Origin of the sequence: Aeromonas sp. CA23 (genome assembly GCF_002587065.1) — a bacterium.
Taxonomy (GTDB): domain Bacteria; phylum Pseudomonadota; class Gammaproteobacteria; order Enterobacterales; family Aeromonadaceae; genus Aeromonas; species Aeromonas bestiarum.
This window is the reverse complement of record NZ_CP023818.1, coordinates 5081124-5099209: the sequence shown is the minus strand read 5'-3', so window position 1 is coordinate 5099209 and position 18086 is coordinate 5081124. Positions and strand designations below refer to the sequence as shown.

The 18086-nt window shown below is 61.0% G+C and carries 19 protein-coding genes; 7 read left to right on the top strand and 12 right to left on the bottom strand.

All coding sequences use genetic code 11. The features are described 5' to 3' along the window. Positions 1-154 precede the first annotated feature (154 nt). A complete protein-coding gene (locus tag CK910_RS23565) occupies positions 155-1501 on the top strand; it encodes a UDP-glucose dehydrogenase family protein (protein WP_098984936.1) in 1347 nt (448 codons plus the stop codon). A gap of 512 nt (positions 1502-2013) precedes the next feature. On the opposite strand, the gene CK910_RS23560 is transcribed toward CK910_RS23565, so the two are convergent. Continuing rightward, the gene (locus CK910_RS23560) at positions 2014-2256 is read right to left on the bottom strand and encodes a YheU family protein (RefSeq protein WP_042870108.1); all 243 of its coding nucleotides are present in this window, start codon (positions 2254-2256) and stop codon (positions 2014-2016) included. 89 nt (positions 2257-2345) lie between these two features. Here CK910_RS23560 and CK910_RS23555 point away from each other — a divergent pair, with 89 nt between their 5' ends. Beyond that, positions 2346-3497: a GGDEF domain-containing protein gene (locus CK910_RS23555; RefSeq protein WP_098985214.1), complete on the top strand. Its 1152-nt coding sequence runs from the start codon at positions 2346-2348 to the stop codon at positions 3495-3497. On the opposite strand, the gene CK910_RS23550 is transcribed toward CK910_RS23555, so the two are convergent. The 3 genes from CK910_RS23550 to CK910_RS23540 all read right to left on the bottom strand — a co-directional run bounded on the left by CK910_RS23550 (position 3479) and on the right by CK910_RS23540 (position 6281). Then, on the bottom strand, positions 3479-4462 hold the full coding sequence (locus CK910_RS23550; RefSeq protein WP_172955409.1) for a hydrolase: 984 nt from the start codon (positions 4460-4462) through the stop codon (positions 3479-3481). The genes CK910_RS23555 and CK910_RS23550 overlap by 19 nt on opposite strands. A gap of 70 nt (positions 4463-4532) precedes the next feature. After that, positions 4533-5432, bottom strand: a complete 900-nt coding sequence (locus tag CK910_RS23545) for a chemotaxis protein (RefSeq protein ID WP_042870112.1) — start codon at positions 5430-5432, stop codon at positions 4533-4535. A gap of 162 nt (positions 5433-5594) precedes the next feature. Further along, the gene (locus CK910_RS23540) at positions 5595-6281 is read right to left on the bottom strand and encodes a hypothetical protein (protein WP_098984934.1); all 687 of its coding nucleotides are present in this window, start codon (positions 6279-6281) and stop codon (positions 5595-5597) included. 39 nt (positions 6282-6320) lie between these two features. On the opposite strand from CK910_RS23540, the gene CK910_RS23535 reads away from it, so the two are divergent. Together CK910_RS23535 and slyD are read left to right on the top strand one after the other, a co-directional pair. After that, a complete protein-coding gene (locus tag CK910_RS23535) occupies positions 6321-6527 on the top strand; it encodes a YheV family putative zinc ribbon protein (protein ID WP_042035019.1) in 207 nt (68 codons plus the stop codon). Between the two features lie 157 nt (positions 6528-6684). Then, the gene (slyD, locus tag CK910_RS23530; RefSeq protein ID WP_098984933.1) at positions 6685-7314 is read left to right on the top strand and encodes a peptidylprolyl isomerase; all 630 of its coding nucleotides are present in this window, start codon (positions 6685-6687) and stop codon (positions 7312-7314) included. Between the two features lie 84 nt (positions 7315-7398). Here slyD and CK910_RS23525 read toward each other — a convergent pair whose 3' ends face one another. After that, entirely contained in the window at positions 7399-7614 is a 216-nt protein-coding gene (locus tag CK910_RS23525) for a SlyX family protein (RefSeq protein ID WP_011704936.1), read from the bottom strand. A gap of 14 nt (positions 7615-7628) precedes the next feature. After that, a complete protein-coding gene (locus CK910_RS23520) occupies positions 7629-8597 on the bottom strand; it encodes a WD40 repeat domain-containing protein (protein WP_098984932.1) in 969 nt (322 codons plus the stop codon). 119 nt (positions 8598-8716) lie between these two features. Here CK910_RS23520 and fkpA point away from each other — a divergent pair, with 119 nt between their 5' ends. From fkpA to CK910_RS24625, 3 genes are all read left to right on the top strand, one after another. Next, positions 8717-9523 (top strand): FKBP-type peptidyl-prolyl cis-trans isomerase, encoded by an 807-nt coding sequence (fkpA, locus tag CK910_RS23515; RefSeq protein WP_043135170.1) that lies wholly within the window; start codon positions 8717-8719, stop codon positions 9521-9523. A gap of 151 nt (positions 9524-9674) precedes the next feature. Further along, positions 9675-11078: a sigma-54-dependent transcriptional regulator gene (locus CK910_RS23510; RefSeq protein ID WP_098984931.1), complete on the top strand. Its 1404-nt coding sequence runs from the start codon at positions 9675-9677 to the stop codon at positions 11076-11078. 10 nt (positions 11079-11088) lie between these two features. Continuing rightward, the gene (locus CK910_RS24625) at positions 11089-11346 is read left to right on the top strand and encodes a helix-turn-helix domain-containing protein (protein ID WP_098984930.1); all 258 of its coding nucleotides are present in this window, start codon (positions 11089-11091) and stop codon (positions 11344-11346) included. Here the strand turns inward: CK910_RS24625 and CK910_RS23500 are convergent. The 6 genes from CK910_RS23500 to CK910_RS23475 form a co-directional block, all read right to left on the bottom strand. Then, a complete protein-coding gene (locus tag CK910_RS23500; RefSeq protein WP_098984929.1) occupies positions 11343-12212 on the bottom strand; it encodes a tetratricopeptide repeat protein in 870 nt (289 codons plus the stop codon). The genes CK910_RS24625 and CK910_RS23500 overlap by 4 nt on opposite strands. Positions 12213-12326: 114 nt before the next feature. Next, positions 12327-12662, bottom strand: a complete 336-nt coding sequence (locus CK910_RS23495; RefSeq protein WP_042035006.1) for a hypothetical protein — start codon at positions 12660-12662, stop codon at positions 12327-12329. A gap of 168 nt (positions 12663-12830) precedes the next feature. Then, positions 12831-13169, bottom strand: coding sequence for a DUF2956 domain-containing protein (locus CK910_RS23490; RefSeq protein ID WP_098984928.1), 339 nt, complete (start codon positions 13167-13169; stop codon positions 12831-12833). Between the two features lie 86 nt (positions 13170-13255). Further along, positions 13256-15094: a bifunctional metallophosphatase/5'-nucleotidase gene (locus CK910_RS23485; RefSeq protein WP_098984927.1), complete on the bottom strand. Its 1839-nt coding sequence runs from the start codon at positions 15092-15094 to the stop codon at positions 13256-13258. A 223-nt stretch (positions 15095-15317) separates the two neighbouring features. Then, positions 15318-16883: an EAL domain-containing protein gene (locus CK910_RS23480; protein WP_098984926.1), complete on the bottom strand. Its 1566-nt coding sequence runs from the start codon at positions 16881-16883 to the stop codon at positions 15318-15320. A 198-nt stretch (positions 16884-17081) separates the two neighbouring features. After that, positions 17082-17936, bottom strand: coding sequence for a Tim44 domain-containing protein (locus CK910_RS23475; RefSeq protein ID WP_042867014.1), 855 nt, complete (start codon positions 17934-17936; stop codon positions 17082-17084). Positions 17937-18086: the final 150 nt, after the last annotated feature.

Genomic DNA, 18086 nt, shown 5'->3' with positions numbered 1-18086 from the left:
ACATATCGTATATAAAAGCGGGCCTGCAATGGGCCAGAAACAGCTGGTAACAATTAACTCATGCTGTCATCTTAATTAGTGTGGTAAATATTTATAACCCCCAGATTGTTGTTTCTCCAAATTACATCATCTCTGACATTTTGGTTGTATCAATATGAATATTACTGTATTTGGAAGTGGCTACGTGGGTCTGGTCCAGGCCACAGTACTGGCCGATGTCGGCCACCAGGTTATCTGCGTCGATGTCGATGAACAGAAGGTGGCTGAATTGATGGCCGGCCAGGTTCCCATCTATGAACCCGGGCTGGAAGCCCTGCTTCAGCGCAATATCAAGAGCGGTGCCCTGGTGTTTACCACGGATGCCGTGCTGGCCGTCAAACACGGCGAGGTACAATTTCTGGCGGTCGGCACGCCGCCGGGGGACGATGGTTCCGCCGATCTGCGCCATGTGCTGGCGGTGGCCGAAACCATAGCCCTGCATCGCGATGCCCCCGTCGTCATAGTCAACAAGTCGACCGTGCCGGTGGGCACAGCCGACAAGGTGATGGCCAGGGTGAATGCCATCTTGCAGCAGCGGGATGTTTCCTTTGCCTTCGATGTGGTCTCCAACCCCGAGTTTCTGAAGGAGGGCTCCGCCATCCAGGATTGCCTGCGGCCGGATCGCATCGTGGTCGGCACCCGCAACGAGTCCTCCCGCCAGCTGATGCGCGAGCTTTACGAGCCGTTCAACCGCAACCATGATCGCATCCTGTTCATGGATGTGCGCAGCGCCGAGCTGACCAAGTACGCCGCCAACTGCATGCTGGCTACCAAAATCAGCTTCATCAACGAGATGGCCGGACTGGCCGAGCGGGTCGGTGCCGACATCGAGATGGTGCGCCAGGGCATAGGCTCGGATCAGCGTATCGGCTATCAGTTCATCTACCCTGGTTGTGGCTATGGTGGCTCCTGTTTTCCCAAGGATGTCAAAGCCTTGCTGGCAACGGCCCAGGAGCTGCAATACGACACGCCGCTGATCCGGGCGGTGGAACGGGTCAATGAGCAGCAAAAATCGCGGCTTTTTCAGCTGCTGTCAGAGTTCTTCCGATCCGAAGGGGAGACCCTGTCCGGCAAGACAATCGCCCTGTGGGGGCTGGCGTTCAAGCCCAATACCGATGACATGCGCGAGGCGCCGAGCCGGGCCCTGATGGAGGCGCTCTGGCAAGCCGGGGCGACCGTGCAGGCCTATGATCCCGAGGCCATGCAGGAGGCCCAGCACCTCTATGGCAACTGTGACAAGCTGCGGCTGATGGGCACCAAGGAGGCCGCCCTGTTCGGTGCGGATGCCCTGGTGATCTGCACCGAATGGAACCACTTCAAGGCCCCCAACTTCGTCGCCATCAAGCAGGCGCTGAGATGGCCGCTGATCGTGGATGGTCGCAACCTGTTTGATCCTGGTCGCATGAAGGAGCATGGTTTTCATTACTACGGCATTGGTCGCGGCGAGTCGGTAACGAAATAAGGGATGGGCGCGCCGATATGAGCGCCCGCCATTGCATCGCACGCCTGTGATTTGCCTATCATCAGGACTCTGCTTGCCATCGATTGCAAATATGGGGGCTGGTGGTGCCGGGCCAGCCATAGATGGACATGAACCCTGTATTGATATGGGGGAATTGTCTTGTCATATTTCGGCAATATTGTGATGAGATTCTCTGTTTCTTAATTATATTTCCGCTATGGACTTTCCCGCCCAGCCGGGAAGCATCAGCACCCGCTTATATCAGTGTGAACGACATCTATTTTTATTTGGTGTGATCAAGGCCGGCTCTCTATTCATTCAAAATAGAACCGGGATCGCTGAATAAATTCCGCCGCTCAGGCACATGTTTTGCCCCAAATGGCCCTCCGATGATTCGGCGGGCCATTTTTATATCCGGGAAATGCGCGGCTCCTGGGCGGGAACTGTCGGGTTCGTGGCGCCATCCTGCGGGTCGCGCTGGCAAGACCCAGATTGGGATGGAAATGGCAGGGCTATTCCGGTATATCGTCCACCGGAGCGCTGCTGAGGGTGGCCTTTGACACTATGTTCACGCTCTCGTGCAGCTCGCTGTAGACGATCACGGCCAGGCCTTGTTGCAACTGTTGTCTGACATCGTCGACCTTGTCAGCCAGACTGACATCATGCTCACCGTACTCGGTGCCTTCCCGCAGTACGAAGTGCTCGAGCAGGCTGTTGAGGGTATCGGAGTCCAAGTCTTGCCAGGGGATAATCATGGGTTCATCTTCAGTTACCAGAGAGTGGATATTGTCTATCTGTAGCCAGCAAGCGCAAGGGATTTATGGGGCTGTCAGCGGGTGTGCACATGCTGTCTGATGAACAACTCCGCCTCTCTAGCCACTTCGATCAGCACCTGTGCGAGTCACGCCGCCTGGCCCTGAGCAAGGGGTTGCACTGGTTCTGGGCCGTCAACCAGCTGGCGATCCTGTTTCTGCTTGCCCGCTTCTATGTCTATCGCGATGCCCATCTGGTGATTGCCCGCGTGCTGCCCTGGAGTTATGAGGTGCAGGTTATCCTGATGACCCTGGTCTGCCTGCTGTTTCCGCTGTTCTGGCGCTGGTTGTCCCATCAACCCCTGACCGTCTGGCCGCCCTGTCTGCGGGCTGGCGCCCTGCTGTGGGGGATAGCCTGGGCGCTGCTCGGCTACGCCATCGCCCTGATCGAGCTGAGGGGAGGCTTCAGTCTGGCCTTCGATCTCATCAGCCTGCTGCTGATGACGGCGCTGGTGGCCCTCTATTGCGAGGTGAGGCTGTTTTACTGTTTCAGTGTTCCGCCCCTGCTTTTCTTGTTGCTGGAGGCCTTGTTCGTCAAGGTTCCTTTCCCTGCGGTGCACTGGCTGGCGGTAGGCTGTCTCATCATCATGCTGGAGACGGGGCGTCGCATGCTGAACGGTTGGTTCGTGCTGGCGGTGTCTCGCGAGCATGAGAACCTGGCGCTGGCTCGTCAGCTCGATGGCATGGCCAAGCAGGATCCCCTGACCGGCTTGGCCAACCGGCGTCACTTTGCCAAGGTCAGCGAGCAGATCCTGGCCGAGGCGCAGCAGCGGCATGGCGAGTTTGCCATCCTGCTGCTGGATGTGGATTTCTTCAAACGTTTCAACGACCACTACGGTCATCTGCAGGGGGACAACTGCCTGATCGCGGTCGCCGATTGCCTGCGGGAGGCGGTGCGGCAGCCGGCCGATGTGGTGGCTCGCTATGGCGGGGAGGAGTTCGTGATCCTGCTGCCCGGCGCAGACGACGGGATCGCCGGACAGATTGCCGGGCGAATCGCCGCGGCCCTGGCCGTGCGCGCCATTCCCCATGCCCTGTCGGAGGTCTCTCCCTGCGTGACTGTGAGTCAGGGCATAGCCCTGTGGCGGGGGCAGGAGTCGGTCGCCGACATGCTGGTGCGGGCCGACGAGGCGCTCTATCGGGTCAAGGAGACGGGGCGCAACGGCTACCTGCTCGCCCCCTGAGTCTGCTCCTTCACCCATTGGCTGATGCGCTCCTCCAGCCAGAAGCGGGGGCGCCAGGGCGTGCCGTGCAGGAAGCCCACATGGCCGCCCCGTCGGCTCAACTCGTAACGCACCATGGGTGAGATCTGCTCCGGCCGCGGGATCACGGCCTCTGTCATGAAGGGATCGTCGGCGGCATGGATCACCAGGGTGGGAATGGGGATGCGGGCCAGCAGCCCCAGGCCGGAACAGCGCTGGTAGTAGTGGTCGGCGCTGGCAAAGCCGTGCAGCGGCGCCGTGACCTGCTCGTCGAAGTCGCGCAGGGTGGCAATCTGTTGCACCTGCTGCGGCTGCCAGCGTTTGCCAGCCTCGGCCTGGTGTCGGATCTTGCTTTGCAGGTTGTCGCGCATGGTGCGCAGCAGATAGCTCTGATAGACCCGGGAGAAGCCCTGATTGACCCGATCGGCGCAGCTGTCCAGCCGCAGCGGCGCCGAGATCACCACGGCCGCCTGCAGCTCACGGGGGCAGGCCCGCGCCAGCAGATTGACCAGCATGTTGCCTCCCAGCGAATAACCTATGGCGATCAGTGGCTTGCCGGGAAAGCGCCGGCCCAGCTCGGCGATCAGCGCCTGTGCATCCTCGATGGCGCCGGAGTGATAAGCCTGCAGCAGCCGGTTCGGCTCACCGCTGCAGCCACGAAAATGCATCAGCACGGCCTCGTCCCCCTGTCGTTGCAGATGGGCGAACAACCCCTTGGCATAGTGGGAGTGGATGCTCCCCTCCAGCCCGTGAAACAGCACCATCAGTGGCCGCGCGTTCTGGCTGATGTCGCCGCTCCAGGCAAGATCGACGAAATCCCCGTCCACCAGTTCGAAACGCTCGGCCACGAAACGGGCCGGCGCCCGTCGCAGCCACTTTGGCAATATGGTTTGCAGATGGGGATTGCGCGCCCACCAGGGGGCGTGGAAGTGACTCTCTATGAGCATGATGGGGTCCGAAACAGGCATCAGGGCAGTCAAAAAGTGCGGCGAGAAGGGGGGGCTTCTCGCCATCTTGTCAGGCCAGCAGGCTGTCGTGGTGCTCGGCACCGCGCAGCATGGCCTGGATCAGTTCGTTGGCCTCAAACTTGGTCAGCGCCTCGTGGGCGCCCACCTGGTGGGCCCGCTCCACGCTGATCTCGCTGGAGAGCGAGGTGTGCAATATGATGTAGGCCCCCGCCAGCGTCGCGTCGCTCTGTACCTCGAAGGCCAGCTCGTAGCCGTCGAGTCCCGGCATCTCGATATCGCTCACCAGGATATCTATGGGGGTCTTCTGGCTGGCGCGAGCCTGCATCAGGGCCAGCGCATCCTTGCCGTTGGTACACACCTCATAGGGGATGTTGATGTAGTCCAGCGCCGCCATCAGCTGGCGGCGGGCGACGGAGGAGTCGTCCACCAGCAGGATCCGCATCGGCTTGATCCGCTCACGCTGCACGTCGGTCAGCACAGGGTAGAGGTGGCTGGGATCGTCCGGGTAGACCCGCGACAGTATCAGCTCCACGTCCAGCAACTGGATCAACTGGTCATTGACCCGGGTCACTCCGGTCACGAACACGTTATGGCCGAGCGCGGCGGGCGGGGATTCGATGTCGCGCCAGTTGCACTCGGTGATCTTGTCGATGCCGCGCACCAGAAAGCCCACCAGGGTACGGCGGCAGTCGGTGATGATGATGAAGCAGTTCGGCATCTCCTCCTTGCTGATCGGGCGATAGCCCACCGCCATGGCCATGTCGATCACCGGAATTGTGGTGCCCCGCATGCTGGCGGCGCCGAGCACGGTCGGGTGCGAGTGCGGCATGGCCGTGAGCTGGGTGTAAGGCACTATCTCCTTCACCTTGAGGGTGCCGATGGCGAAGGATTGTTTGGCCGAGAGATGAAACAGCAACATGCCCTGGGATTGGTTGGCTTTGCTTTTCATGGCAGATGTCCTGTGAGTCAAAACGGTATCAGTCAATTCAGGCCCCTAGCATAAAGGATTATAGGAGAAATGACGCTCCCGTTATTAGCGGCCATTTGCCGCAAAACTGGACTCATTTCACCCATTTTTTCGCCTGGCCGGCCCGGTTTTCGGTCCGCCGGGTCAGGCGGCTTGCTGTGCATCCAGGCTGGCGCCAAGCCAGCGTTGGCAGGCCTGGGCGAGGGCCTCTTCATCCCGGTAGCCGAGCTTGCTCACCACCTGTGCCCGCTTGCTGCCGCTCTTGAGCAGGCGCACCGCCTGCAGCAGCTGCCACTGGGCGCTCAGGGCATCGGCCGCGAGGCCAGGATCCGTGATCCCGCGCTGGGAGAGACAGGCCTGCCAGGTGGTGTCACTGCCTGCTTGCTGGCTGATCAATGCGCGCCAGGCGCCTTGCAGCGGCTGATCCGCGTGTTGTGACAGGGGGCTGGCCTGCAACTCGTCGAGTATCACCTGCAGGCGATGACCATAGGCCCCTTGCCAGTCGCGGGGGCGCTGCCACTGGGCCAGGCTGTCGAACAGGGCATCCAGCAGCGGGGTCGGTTGCAACCAGCCCGCCTGGGCTGGCTGGGCAACCCGCAGGGAACAGGTCAGCAGATCATGGTGGCAGCCCGCCAGCGGGCTGAAGGCGGCGAGGGCATCGGCGCAGAGCCAGAAGCTGTTGCCCGCCGTCAGCAGCAATTCATGCTGGCCGAGTCGCAGCAGTGCCGCGCCCCGGGTTATCCGCAGCAACTGGCCCACCGGCGTGCGTTTGCGACCGCCGACTTGCAGGTACGGAGAGGAAAAATGCTGGCATTCGATGGCGTGATGCATGTAAAAACCCTGATATGATGCTGCCTGGAGGTAACAAGAATGGAAACCAGACGTAAAAAACGCTTCATTGCCGGTGCGGTTTGTCCGGCGTGCGGCAAAATGGACACCATGATGCTGTATATGGAGCATGGAGTCGAGAAGGTGACCTGCGTCGACTGCGGTGATACCCAGGTGCAGACCCAGGCCGAGGTGGACAAGGTGACCCGGGAGACGGAACAGGTAATTGGGGTGTTTCGTCCCGAATGAGGGTTCAGCCGCAATACCCGGGGGCGAGGTGCGGGTCAGGCCCATGCCGCTTCACATTGATGACTTTTTCATCACGACTGAGCCGGGCCTGCCATATGCTTGGCCGCCTTTTTGAGGTATTCTGGGCCCGTTTTTTTCTATCCGCAGGATCCCTGACATGAAAGTAGCTCCCCTGAGCGTGGTTACGCTGGAATACACAGTCACCGACGAACACGGTGAAGTCATCGACACCACTGTCGGTAAAGAGCCTCTGGTGTATCTGCACGGTACCCGTTATCTGGTCTCCGGCCTCGAAGCCGAGCTGGAAGGCCGTAGCGTGGGCGAGGCGTTCGACGTCACGCTGGCACCGACCCAGGCCTATGGCGAATACGACGAAAGCCTGGTGCAAGAAGTACCTGGCGAGCTGTTTGACGGCATGGAAGTGTCTGAAGGGGATACTTTTGTGGCCGAGACTGACGATGGCCACCGCCCTGTGACCGTCATCGAAGTGTCCGAAGCGTTCGTCAAGGTGGATGGCAACCATCCGCTGGCTGGCGTGACCCTGGGCTTCAAGGTCGAGATCAAGGACGTGCGTGCCGCCACGGCCGAAGAGCTGGCTCACGGCCACGTTCACGGTGCCGGTGGTTGCGGTCACGATCATGACCACGACCACGGTCACGACCATGAGCACGGCGGTTGCTGCGGCGGTGGCCATGGCCACGATCACGGTCATGACCACGGCGACGAGCAGGGTCATGGCGGTTGCTGCGGTGGCGGCGGCTGCGGTGGCAAGGGTCACCAGCACTGATCTGTGCCCTGGGCATAGCCCGATAAAAAAACCCGCGCCTGGCGCGGGTTTTTTTATGGCCGGGTGGCGAGGCCGCGTTGCGGCTCAGTAGTGCGGGGGCGGCGTCTCTTCGGCCATGCTGGCGATCTGGCTCGGCTGCACGCTCTGCAGCTTGTCCACCAGCAGCTGGATCTGATGCTTGAGTCGATCCAGCTCGCGGCCCTGGGTGGTGACCTCGTCGTTGAGCTGCTCCACCGTGTATTCGGCGAAGGCGAGGCGGCTTTCCAGGGTTTCGAGGCGATCGTTAAGTTGCTGACTCATGGGCCTTTGGGTCCTTACTTGATAGTCCAGATTTCGGCCAGGCCACTGGAGCTGGCGCTGACAAGGTGGCTATTGTCGCGCAAAGCCACGCCGTAGACCACTGCGCTCGGCGGTTTCACCCTGGGATGGGGCGAGACGCGCCAGCTTTGCAGCAGGCTGCCGTCGCTCACCCGCCACAGGGAGAGCTGACGGGAGGGGGCGCCCGTGATGAGCCAGTTGCCGTCGTTGGCAAAGCGCGCCGTGGTGTAAACCTCGAAGCGGTGATCAAACTGCAGCCGGCTCACCTCCTTGCCGGTTTTCAGATCCCAGATGCTGGCCTGGCGGCTGTCGGCGGTGAAGGCGAAACGGCCCTGGGGATCCAGCCTCGCCATCACCACCCGGCCGGCGTGGTTGAATCGCCACACCACTTGGCCGGAGCGGGTGTCCCAAAGGTAGGCACTGTAGTCATTGCCGCCGGTGAGGGCGTAGCGGCCATTGGCGGAGAGATCCACCGTATTGACCTGCTCGGTGTGACCGAGGAACTGCAGCCTGCGGCCGGTACGGGTATCGACCAGCTCCGCCTTGCCATCTTGGCGGCCGATCAGCACCTGACGGCCATCGGCCGACAGGGCTATGTCCCTCAGCCTGGATTCAGGAAGCGAGTAGTAGCCTTGGGATTGACCATCTTGCAGGCGCCAGATGGCGAAGGTATCCAGGGTGGCGGTCACGGCATGGCTGTTGTCTGCCGAGAAGCGGGTGATGATGACGAAGTTGTCCTGATTGTCGGACTGGCGCCAGCGCCAGCGCTCCTTGCCCTGTTCCAGGTCCCACACCACTGTGCCCTGGCTCAGGCTGGAGACGATGGCCTGCTTGCCGTCACTGGCGAGATCGGCGCTCAGCAGTCCCTGGTTGGCGAGGGTGACTTGCCGGTCCGGCAGTGAGCTCTGTTCGCAACCTGTCAGTATCAGGCAAATACCGATGAGATAAATGGCACTTTTTATCATTTTTCCTGTCTCATGCTTTCGTTACCTGCGATCACGGCGTTAGTATAAGGCGCTTATCACGATAAACCTCTCATTTCACGAAGGAACCGAGAGCGGTATTTAGAGTTTTGGAGAAACTGATGAACAATTTTCTGAAGGTGTCCCTGTTGGCTGCGGCAGTTGCCGTGAGTCTGACTGCTTGCCAAAAAGACGAGAAGACTGCTGCGAATACCGCAGAGGTCAAGGCAGAAGCCAGCAAGCCGGCAGAGGCCCCCAAGGCTGATGCTAAGAGCTTTGAAGAGCAATCCGGCTATGCAATTGGCCTCTCCATGGGTCGTTATATCGCCAATACCCTGGAACGTCAGCAGGAACTCGGCATCAAACTGGACAACGGCGTCATCCTCAAGGGTGTGACCGACGGTCTGGGCAAAGAAGCCAAGATGACTGACGAGGAAATCCAGAAGGTTCTGCAGCAGTACGACGCCAAGATCAACGAGTTGACCAAGGCCAAGGCTGACAAGGATGCCGTGGATAACCAGAAGAAGGGTGAAGAGTACCTGGCTGCCAACGCCAAAAAAGAAGGCGTGAAGAGCACCGAATCCGGCCTGCAATACCAGGTCGAGAAGATGGGTGCCGGCGCCAAGCCGAAGGCTACCGACATCGTCAAGGTTCACTACACTGGCACCCTGACCGACGGCACCAAGTTCGACAGCTCCGTCGATCGCGGCGAGCCGGCCACCTTCCCGCTCAATCAGGTGATCCCGGGCTGGACCGAAGGCGTGCAGCTGATGCCGGTGGGTTCCAAGTTCAAGTTCTTCCTGCCGTCCAAGCTGGCCTATGGCGAGCACGGTGCAGGCTCCATCCCGGCCAATGCCGTGCTGGTGTTCGATGTTGAGCTGCTGGCGATCGAGAAGCCGGCTGCCGATGGCGACAACGCCAAGAAGTAAGCGCTCATCGTTGAAAAAACGGCTCCTTAGGGAGCCGTTTTTACTTGTATCTCCCGGCGAATGGCGGGATAAAAGAGAGAGTCGCCAACTGTGCTAACATGGCGTACAAGACCCGAAATAGACAACAAAATCAATTGCAAGGATGGCTCCCGTGGCTGAAAGCAAACCTCGAGTCCTGTTGGTGGAAGATACCCGCAGTCTGGCGGTGGTCTATGAACAGTATCTGGCCCAGGATGGCTATGAGGTAGTGCTGGCCGATTGTGGTCAGCAGGCGTTGGCGCAGCTGCTGACCAGCCCGCCACCCGTGGTGCTGCTCGACCTCGAACTGCCCGACATGTCCGGCATGGACATTCTGCAGCAGATCACCGAGCAGCAACTGCCCTGCTCGGTAGTGGTGATCACCGCCCACGGCTCGGTGGATGTGGCGGTGGAGGCGATGCGCCTCGGCGCCTTCGACTTCCTGACCAAACCGTTCGACGGCAAGCGGCTGTGCGCCACCGCCCGCAATGCCCTCAAGCACCAGCAGCTGAGTTCGCTGGTGGCCCAGTACCGGGAGAACTTCGAGCGCAGCTCGTTCGCCGGTTTCATCGGTGCCTCCATGCCGATGCAGGCCGTCTATCGCATCATAGAGAGCGCGGCGCCGAGCAAGGCGACCGTGTTCATCACGGGGGAGAGCGGCACCGGCAAGGAGGTGTGCGCCGAGGCCATTCACCAGTGCAGTCCCCGCAGCGAACAGCCCTTCATCGCGCTCAACTGCGCCGCCATTCCCCACGACCTGATGGAGAGCGAGATCTTCGGTCACGTGAAGGGCTCCTTTACCGGTGCCCAGGGGGATCGCAAGGGGGCGGCCAGTCTGGCGGACGGTGGCACCCTGTTTCTGGACGAGATCTGCGAGATGGATCTCGACCTGCAGAGCAAGCTGCTGCGCTTCATCCAGACCGGCACCCTGCAGCGGGTCGGTAGCGGCAAGCTGGAGACGGTGGACGTGCGCTTCGTCTGCGCTACCAACCGGGATCCCCTGGTGGAGGTGAAGGCGGGGCGTTTTCGCGAGGATCTCTACTACCGGTTGCACGTGATCCCCCTCAGCCTGCCACCGCTGCGCGAGCGGGGCGAGGATATACTGCTGCTGGCCCGCAACCTGCTGCAGAGCTACGCCAGGGAAGAGAACAAACGCTTCAAGGATTTCGATGCCGAGGCGGCGCGGGTGCTGCTCGATTACCCCTGGCCCGGCAACGTGCGCGAGCTGCAAAACGTGGTGCGCAACATAGTGGTGCTCAACGATCGCGAGTTGGTGAGCCCGGACATATTGCCGCCGCCGCTCAGCGGCCGCAGGGGCCTGACGGCGGCCATGGCGCCGGTCAGCACGGCCAGCGGCAGCGCCGCACCTTTGCTCAATACGCCGATCCGCCCGCTCTGGCTGGTGGAGAAGGAGACCATAGAGCAGGCCATCGCCAGCTGTGACGGCAATATCCCCAAGGCGGCGGCCCTGCTGGAGATCAGCCCTTCCACCATCTATCGCAAGAAACAGAGCTGGGAAGAGGCGAGCCTGGTCTGAGTGGCGGGGCATGGTCAATGCTCCGATTGGGCCGCCGGTGGAGAAGGAGACCATAGAGCAGGCCATCGCCAGCTATGACGGCAATATCCCCAAGGCGGCGCGGCTGGAGATCAGCCCCCCAATCCTCCCATCTATCGCAAGAAACAGAGTTGGGAAGAGGCTAGCCTGGTCTGAGATGGGGGCCGATATGGTATTCGTCACTCTGGAAGTGAAGTGTTCGGGGCGACCAACTGGCCGCCCCGCTGCTTTGCTAGAGGCTGTTTGCTAGAGCTTGGCCAACTGCTTGAGCCTGGCCAGTCGCTCTGCCTCGTTAGCCTTGAGCCAGCGATCCTGTGACAGCAGAAACCAGGCGCGGGCGAAGTATTCGGCCGCGGCCGGGTCAGCCAGTGCCAGTGCATTTTCCCCCAGCTCCTCGAACAGATAGCCATCCTCCGGCTCGCCGGCTTCTACCATCTCCGCCTGCAACTGCGTCAGTTCGGCCAGCGCCTGTTCGTGCAAGCCCTGTGCCCGGGTCAGCCGCGCCAGGCTCCAGCGGGCGATGAAGGCCTTGGCCGGGTTGTGGTTCTGTTCGTGCCAGGCCAGGCATTTTTGCTGACACTGGCGGGCCTCTTCCAGGCGGCCCAGTTCGAACAGGGTCCAGCCCTGATTGTTGTAGAGGCTGGGCAGCCAGCCGCGCACTTTTTTATCCTGGCTGCGCTCCGCCAACTCCATCGCCAGCTGGTGCCAGCGGCTCTGCTCTTCCAGCGGTGCGGCTATGGCCACCATGTGGGCCGCATCGATGGCGAGATAGAGCTCCTTGCTCTTGAGCCCCTGCTGCCAGGCCTGCTCGAACAGGGTTCTGGCACTGGCCTTGTCGCCGGCGGAGTTGAAGGTGCGGCCGCGCTCCAGCAGGGCGCGAAGGCGGGCTCGCGGGGTGGCATCGGTGAGGCGGGGCTCTATTTCGTCGAGCAGCTGGTGCGCCTCGGCAAACTGGCGTTGCAGCGAATGGGTGCGGGCTATCTGGGTGAGCAGCTCCAGTTCGAGTTGCAGGTCGGCGGCGGCACGCGCCTCGGGCAACAGAGCATGGAAACGCAGGGCGCTGGCGGCGGGATCCTTGTAATCCCACTGCGCCATGAAATCGGGCGGATTGTCCATTTGGCCTCCTTGCTGGCTATCCTCCCACCAAGATGCCTGCCGGCCATTGTTTGTACAAGGGGCGCTCGTCACAGAGCGCCCCTTGGGTCATGCAAAAGTGTTCAGCACATGATGTCAGTAGACCATGGCCAGGCTCATCAGCATCAGGCCGAGGGCGGCAAAGGCCCCCTCCTTGATCGCCAGACGCGGCACCAGTGCCTTGGGCAGGGCCGGAAACAGGCTGAGCGCAAAGCCGAGCCCCGGCATCAGCCAGTGAAAGGCCGGGTTGCGCAGGCTTGGATCCGCCGCCCCATTGATGATGATCAGCAGGATAAACAGGGTGAAGGCGGGCAGGATAAACCAGCGGGCGCTGCCGGCGGCGACGGCCCGCAGCGGCGAGATGCGATAGAGCACCAGAGTCACGATAAACAGCACCAGAGGTGCCAGCAGATAGAGCGGAGCCGGGTTCATGGTTGGTGTTCTCCAGACGGTGGGTAAATGGGGTCGGGGTTCAGTGATTGTACAGGGCCGGTGCGATGACGATCCGCGGCGGTATGGGATCAGCCCTGGCCGGCGAGGCGCCGTGGCGCGGGTTCAAGCTTTGGAAGTGATCCCGGGCAACGCCTTGCCATCGGGGGATCAGCGCAACCAGAACCAGGCAGCGGCAAAGCCCAGCCAGCTCAGCAGCAAGAGGAGCCAGGGCAGGGGGTGCTGGCGGGAGACCTCGACAAGTTCGATCTCGCTCTCCTCTACCTGTTCGGTGTGCGGTTGCTGCTTCGCCTTGCTCTGCAACTTCTTCTGACGACTGGCCTCCCGGGCCCGCGCCTTCATCTGTTTCTTGTACTCGTCTATGCCTTTCTGGATCCCCTGGGCGATCAGCTGGGTCTGCTCCTTGGTCTGTCCCGGCTTCTGGTTGGCGCGGGCGATCTTCAGCGCATCCTGCTGGGTCTCGGGGGATATCTTGTCGTACTTCGCCATAAAAGGGTCTCCTCGGCATCGATTGGCGGGGAGTATGCCATAAAAACGGCGCCCTCAGGCGCCGTTGTAGCAGGTTGTGAGCCGGATCAGGGCTTGTTGTAGGTCACGGTTGCATAGGGCAGCGGATTGAGGGTGCCCTGGGACTCGGCGTACTCCATGAACATCTCGTTCTCACCGACGCCAGAGTCGACATAGTCACCCTTGTTGGGCAGCTCTTCGCGCTTGAGCAGGCCGTTGTAGCCATCCTTGCCGGAGGCGATATAGGTGTTGGCACCGACCCGGTACACCTTCTCGTCGTCCAGCGGCAGCCACTGGCCGTTGGCATCCAGCAGCTCCAGCTTGGTGATACGGGAACCCTTGGCCAGTTTGCCGTCATAGCTGTAGCTCAGGTGACCGACGTAGGGGAAGGCACCGCTGGAGGCGCCGATCCCGGTCTCCAGGCCGATGGAGTAGTCAACGGCGTACTCCAGGGTGGCGCGCACGTCCTTGCCCTTGAGGTTGAAGGCGGCGATCTTGTTGCCAAACGGCAGCAGGGTGCCCATCACGTAACCGACCGAGAGCGGGCCCGCGTTCACATCGGCGCGCACACCACCGGCGTTCTGGATTGTGAAGTCGACCTTGGTGTTGAGCTTGTTGAGCTTCCAGTACAGGGATTCGGCCACCAGGGGATCGATCAGACCCGCGCCATCCGGGGTGAGCGGCACGCGCACGTGGGGCAGCTTGGTCGGCACCTCGGCGATGATCTTGGCCTCGAGCTCGGCCACGGCCGGCTTGTACTCTGTGTCGATCACATCGCGCATGGCGGTGTTTTCCGGCACGATTTCGATGACGGGTGACTTGGTGATGAAGTCGACCACATTGGTCTGCTCGCTGCCGGTCAGGGGCACCTTCTTCTTGGCCACTTCCTTGGTGAAGTCGTCGCCCGTCATCAGGGTGTTGCGACCCTCGCACTTGGTGATCTGGCCTTCCTTGCTCAGGGAGACGTTGACCAGGCCATAGCCCTTGGCCCATTCGCCGGCCTGCACGATACAGGTCTTGCCGCCGTCCGGATTGTTGATCAGCTGGGCATAGGTGTTGTCGTCGGCCGGGTTCTGGTTGTGGGCCGTGTATCCGACGCTGTTGATCTCGTTGATGTCGCCGAGGAAGGTCTGGGAGTGACCGCCAACGATCAGGTCGATACCGTTGACGGCCTTGGCGACGGCCTGGTCATTTTGCAGCCCGATATGGGTGACCATGATGATCTTGTTGGCGCCTTTTGACTTGAGGGTGTCGACCATTTTCTGGGCGGTCTCAATCATCGGCAGGAATTGGGTATCGGTATCCGGTGAAGAGATGTCATGCATATTTTCCAGCACCAGCCCGAAAATACCCACGCTCTCGCCATTTACTTCCTTAATGACATATTCATGAATATTTTCACTGTCTTTCAGGGTGGCGCTACTGGATTTCACCATATTGGAAGCCAATACAGGGAAATTCACCCGTGAGACGAAATCTTTAATAGCCTGGTTGCCCAGATCGAATTCGTGATTGCCCAGCACCATGGCATCTATGCCCATGTCGGAGAGCAGGCGAGACTCCTCTTCCCCCTTGAACTGGGTGAAGTAGAGGGTGCCCTGGAAGGCATCGCCACCGTTGAGCACCATGAAGTTGCGGCCTTCATTGGCAGCCTGGCTGCGCAGCTCGTCCAGCTTGAACTTCAGGCGGGGATAGCCGCCCAGCTTGGCGTTGAACTTGAACAGCTCCTGGCCGGTGGGCTGGATGGCCAGCGCATTTTCGGTCGGGTCCAGGTGGGCGTGGGTATCATTGATGTGGGCAATGGTCAGATCCAGCGGAATATGTTCCTTGCTGCTGTTTTCTGAATTGCAGGCGGTCAGCCCGAACAGGGTAATAGAGACGGTGACGGCCAGTAGCGTCTTCTTCATCGGTAATAATCCTCTTGTTGTTATTGTCCTGTATATCGTTCCTGCATGACAGGAGTGTGGCGATTCTAGGCAAAAAGCAATAATTGGAAATAAAGAGAGCTGATTCCTTTGAGCTACTGCACATTAATAAAGCGAACAAACGTTTGCGAGATTGCGCAACGCCATGACTACAGACTAATGACAAGTTTCACATCGCCATATCTGTGGCTGGCTGTATCAGGGATCAGGCACTGCCGGGCCGGGCCGCCGGCTCTGTGGTGACGGCGGGCAGCAGTCGCAGAAACTGTGCCGGGGTGAGCGGGCGACCATAGAGATAGCCCTGCAGGTAGTTGACGTTGCGCTCGGTCAGGAAGTCCGCCTGCTCCTGGGTCTCGACCCCTTCGGCTATGGTCTCCAGCCCCAGCCGGGTGGCCAGGCTGATGGTGCTGTCAAGAATATGACGGGAGAGGGCATTGGTGCCTATCATGGCGACGAAGCTCTGATCGATCTTGAGATAATCCACGTGAAACTGCTGCAGATAGGTGAGGCTGGAGTGGCCGGTGCCAAAGTCGTCCAGCCCTATCTTGACCCCCATCTGCCGCAGCTCGCCAAACAGCCGGTCGGTCAGCTGGCTGGGGGGGATCAGCTCCCGCTCGGTCAGCTCCAGCACCAGGGTTATCGGATTGCCGGCGAAGGCGGCGAGGAAGACGCGGCAGTCATCGATCAGGCTGAGATCCTGGCAGTGCTGGGCGCAGATGTTGAAGCCGAAGTGAAAGCGGGTCGGCAGCTGAGCCGCGTGGGGGGCGAACTGCAGGCGCACCTGCTGCATCAGGGTCTGGGTCATGAGTATGATGAGGCCGCTCTCCTCCGCCAGCGGGATGAAGAGATCCGGCCGGATCAGCCCCTGGCGGTGGTGTTGCCAGCGCATCAGCACCTCGCAGCCATGCAGTTGGCCACTCTTGCTGAAGACGATGGGTTGCAGATAGGGGATGAACTCCTGCTTGATGATGGCGCGCTTGAGTTCTAGGGTCGGGGTCGAGATATGGCTCCACCAGCGGTAGGTGGCGAGGCCGGCCAGGCCGCCCAGCGTCAGGATCAGTATGATGAGGGAGCCCTGCTTTTGCAGGGTCAGGGCCAGCACGGCATGCAAGGGGAATCCCTGGTTGAGGTTGTAGTCGAACGCGGTCGAGTTGAGCCGATAGTTGAATCCCCGCAATCTTGGGGGCTGGCCGTCGTGGATCTTGCCCTGGAGGTCGAGCCACTGTTCGCCGATCTGCACCCAGCTATGGGCGCCGGCGAGCCGCCACTGCAACGGCTTGCTCAGGTGGTAGGGGTTGATGGCGACCATCACCGAATGATCCCCTTCACTCAGGTGATAGAACAGCAGCGAGGGCTTGCGCCCGAGCCGGGTGACGGCGCTGAGCTTGAACCGCTCGTGCTGGCCGTCTTGCAGCTCATCGCTCAGGTCTATCTCGTCGAAGATGGAGGAGCAGTAGAGGCGGCCGTGGCGGGAGAGGTTGACCGAGCGAACATAGGGGGAGGTGGCGACCAGCACCCGCAGCTCGCGGGCAACCTCGGCACAGGGCCGGCTCGCCAGCGGCAGGGCGGCCCTTGCCGCCTGGGTCGAGTGGCGCAGGGCGCTGTCGATCTGCACCATGGCGCGCTCGGCGGCGGTCTGTGCCTGCTGGCGAGTCAGAGACCAGGTCTGCCAGTAGAGGGTGGCGAGGGAGATGAGGATCAAGGAGGCGCAGCACAGCAGGCTGGCCAGCAGACGAGGCAGGTTGCTGTGACGCAGAAAAGAGAGAGCCATGGACCACGCCTCGGTGAACGGAAATTGAACAAAAAAAGGTCGGTCATACTACACAATCAGGCACCATTCTCATAGCCACCACGGGGTGTCAATGGCAGGGGTGTCCAGGGGGAGGGAGGCGGAGAGGGGAGATGGGGACTCAAAAATAACAGAGGCGGCCCGGGGCCGCCTCTGTTGTCATCGCAGACAAGGGAGTGCTTACAGCTGCTCGATGCCGACTATGTGCCAGGGCGCATTGTCCTTGGCCAGGTTGCGTTCGAGGTGCCACACCTCCTTGATGTCCTCCTCGACCTGCTCCTGGCGATCCATGTAGCGGCCGCTGAAGCGCACGCTGACCTGGGCCCAGTCGCTGCCGTAGTCGGCACGCACCAGCTGGGTATCCACATACATCACTTCGGTATGCTGCTCACCGGTCAGCTCGGCACGTTCGGCTTTGAGCTGCTCGAACAGCTCAGGGCTCACGTACTCGCGTACCTTTTCCAGATCGTTTTTATTCCAGGATTCTTGCAGGGTGCGGTAGTGATCACGGGCACCTGACAGGAAACCGTTCATGTCAAAACCTGGCGGCAGACGGAAGGGCACGTCGCTGTCGGCAAAGCCGGTCGCTTGCGGCGCACTGTTGCTCTGCTCGAACTGCTGGGGGGCGGCCGATGGCGGCTGATAGCCGGCGTAGGCTGCCTGTGGCTGGGGCGAGGCCGCCTTGCTCCTGCGCATGGCGCGGAACAGGAAGACGGCGCCCAGCGCCAGAGCGGCGATCAGCAGCATGTCCATGCCTTGCAGGCCTTCGAAGGCACCGCTACCCAGCAGGTAGGCGAACAGGCCACCGGCCAGCAGGCCGCCGAGCAGACCGCCCATCATGCCACCCTTCTTCGGTGCGGCCTGAGCCCCGACCGCCGGGTTCTTGGTGTCGACGGGCTTGGCCGCCGGTTGGGCCGGAGCCGTCTTGTAGCTCTTGCCAAAGGATTTACCGCCGCCAAACTTCTTGGCCTCGGCAATGGGTGCCCCCAGGCCAATGGCCAGGATCACGGCAAACAGGGTCAGCATCTTTTTCATTTTGACTCTTTTCACTCTCATCAGTGGGTGGGGCATGCTCTGCTTTGGCAAGCTCAGCGAGGCGCATGGCAGGCTGCCTGTCCCTCGTTGTATTGCAGCTTGCGACTATGATTAACATGGTTGGCATGAATTATTCATGAACAGATTGTC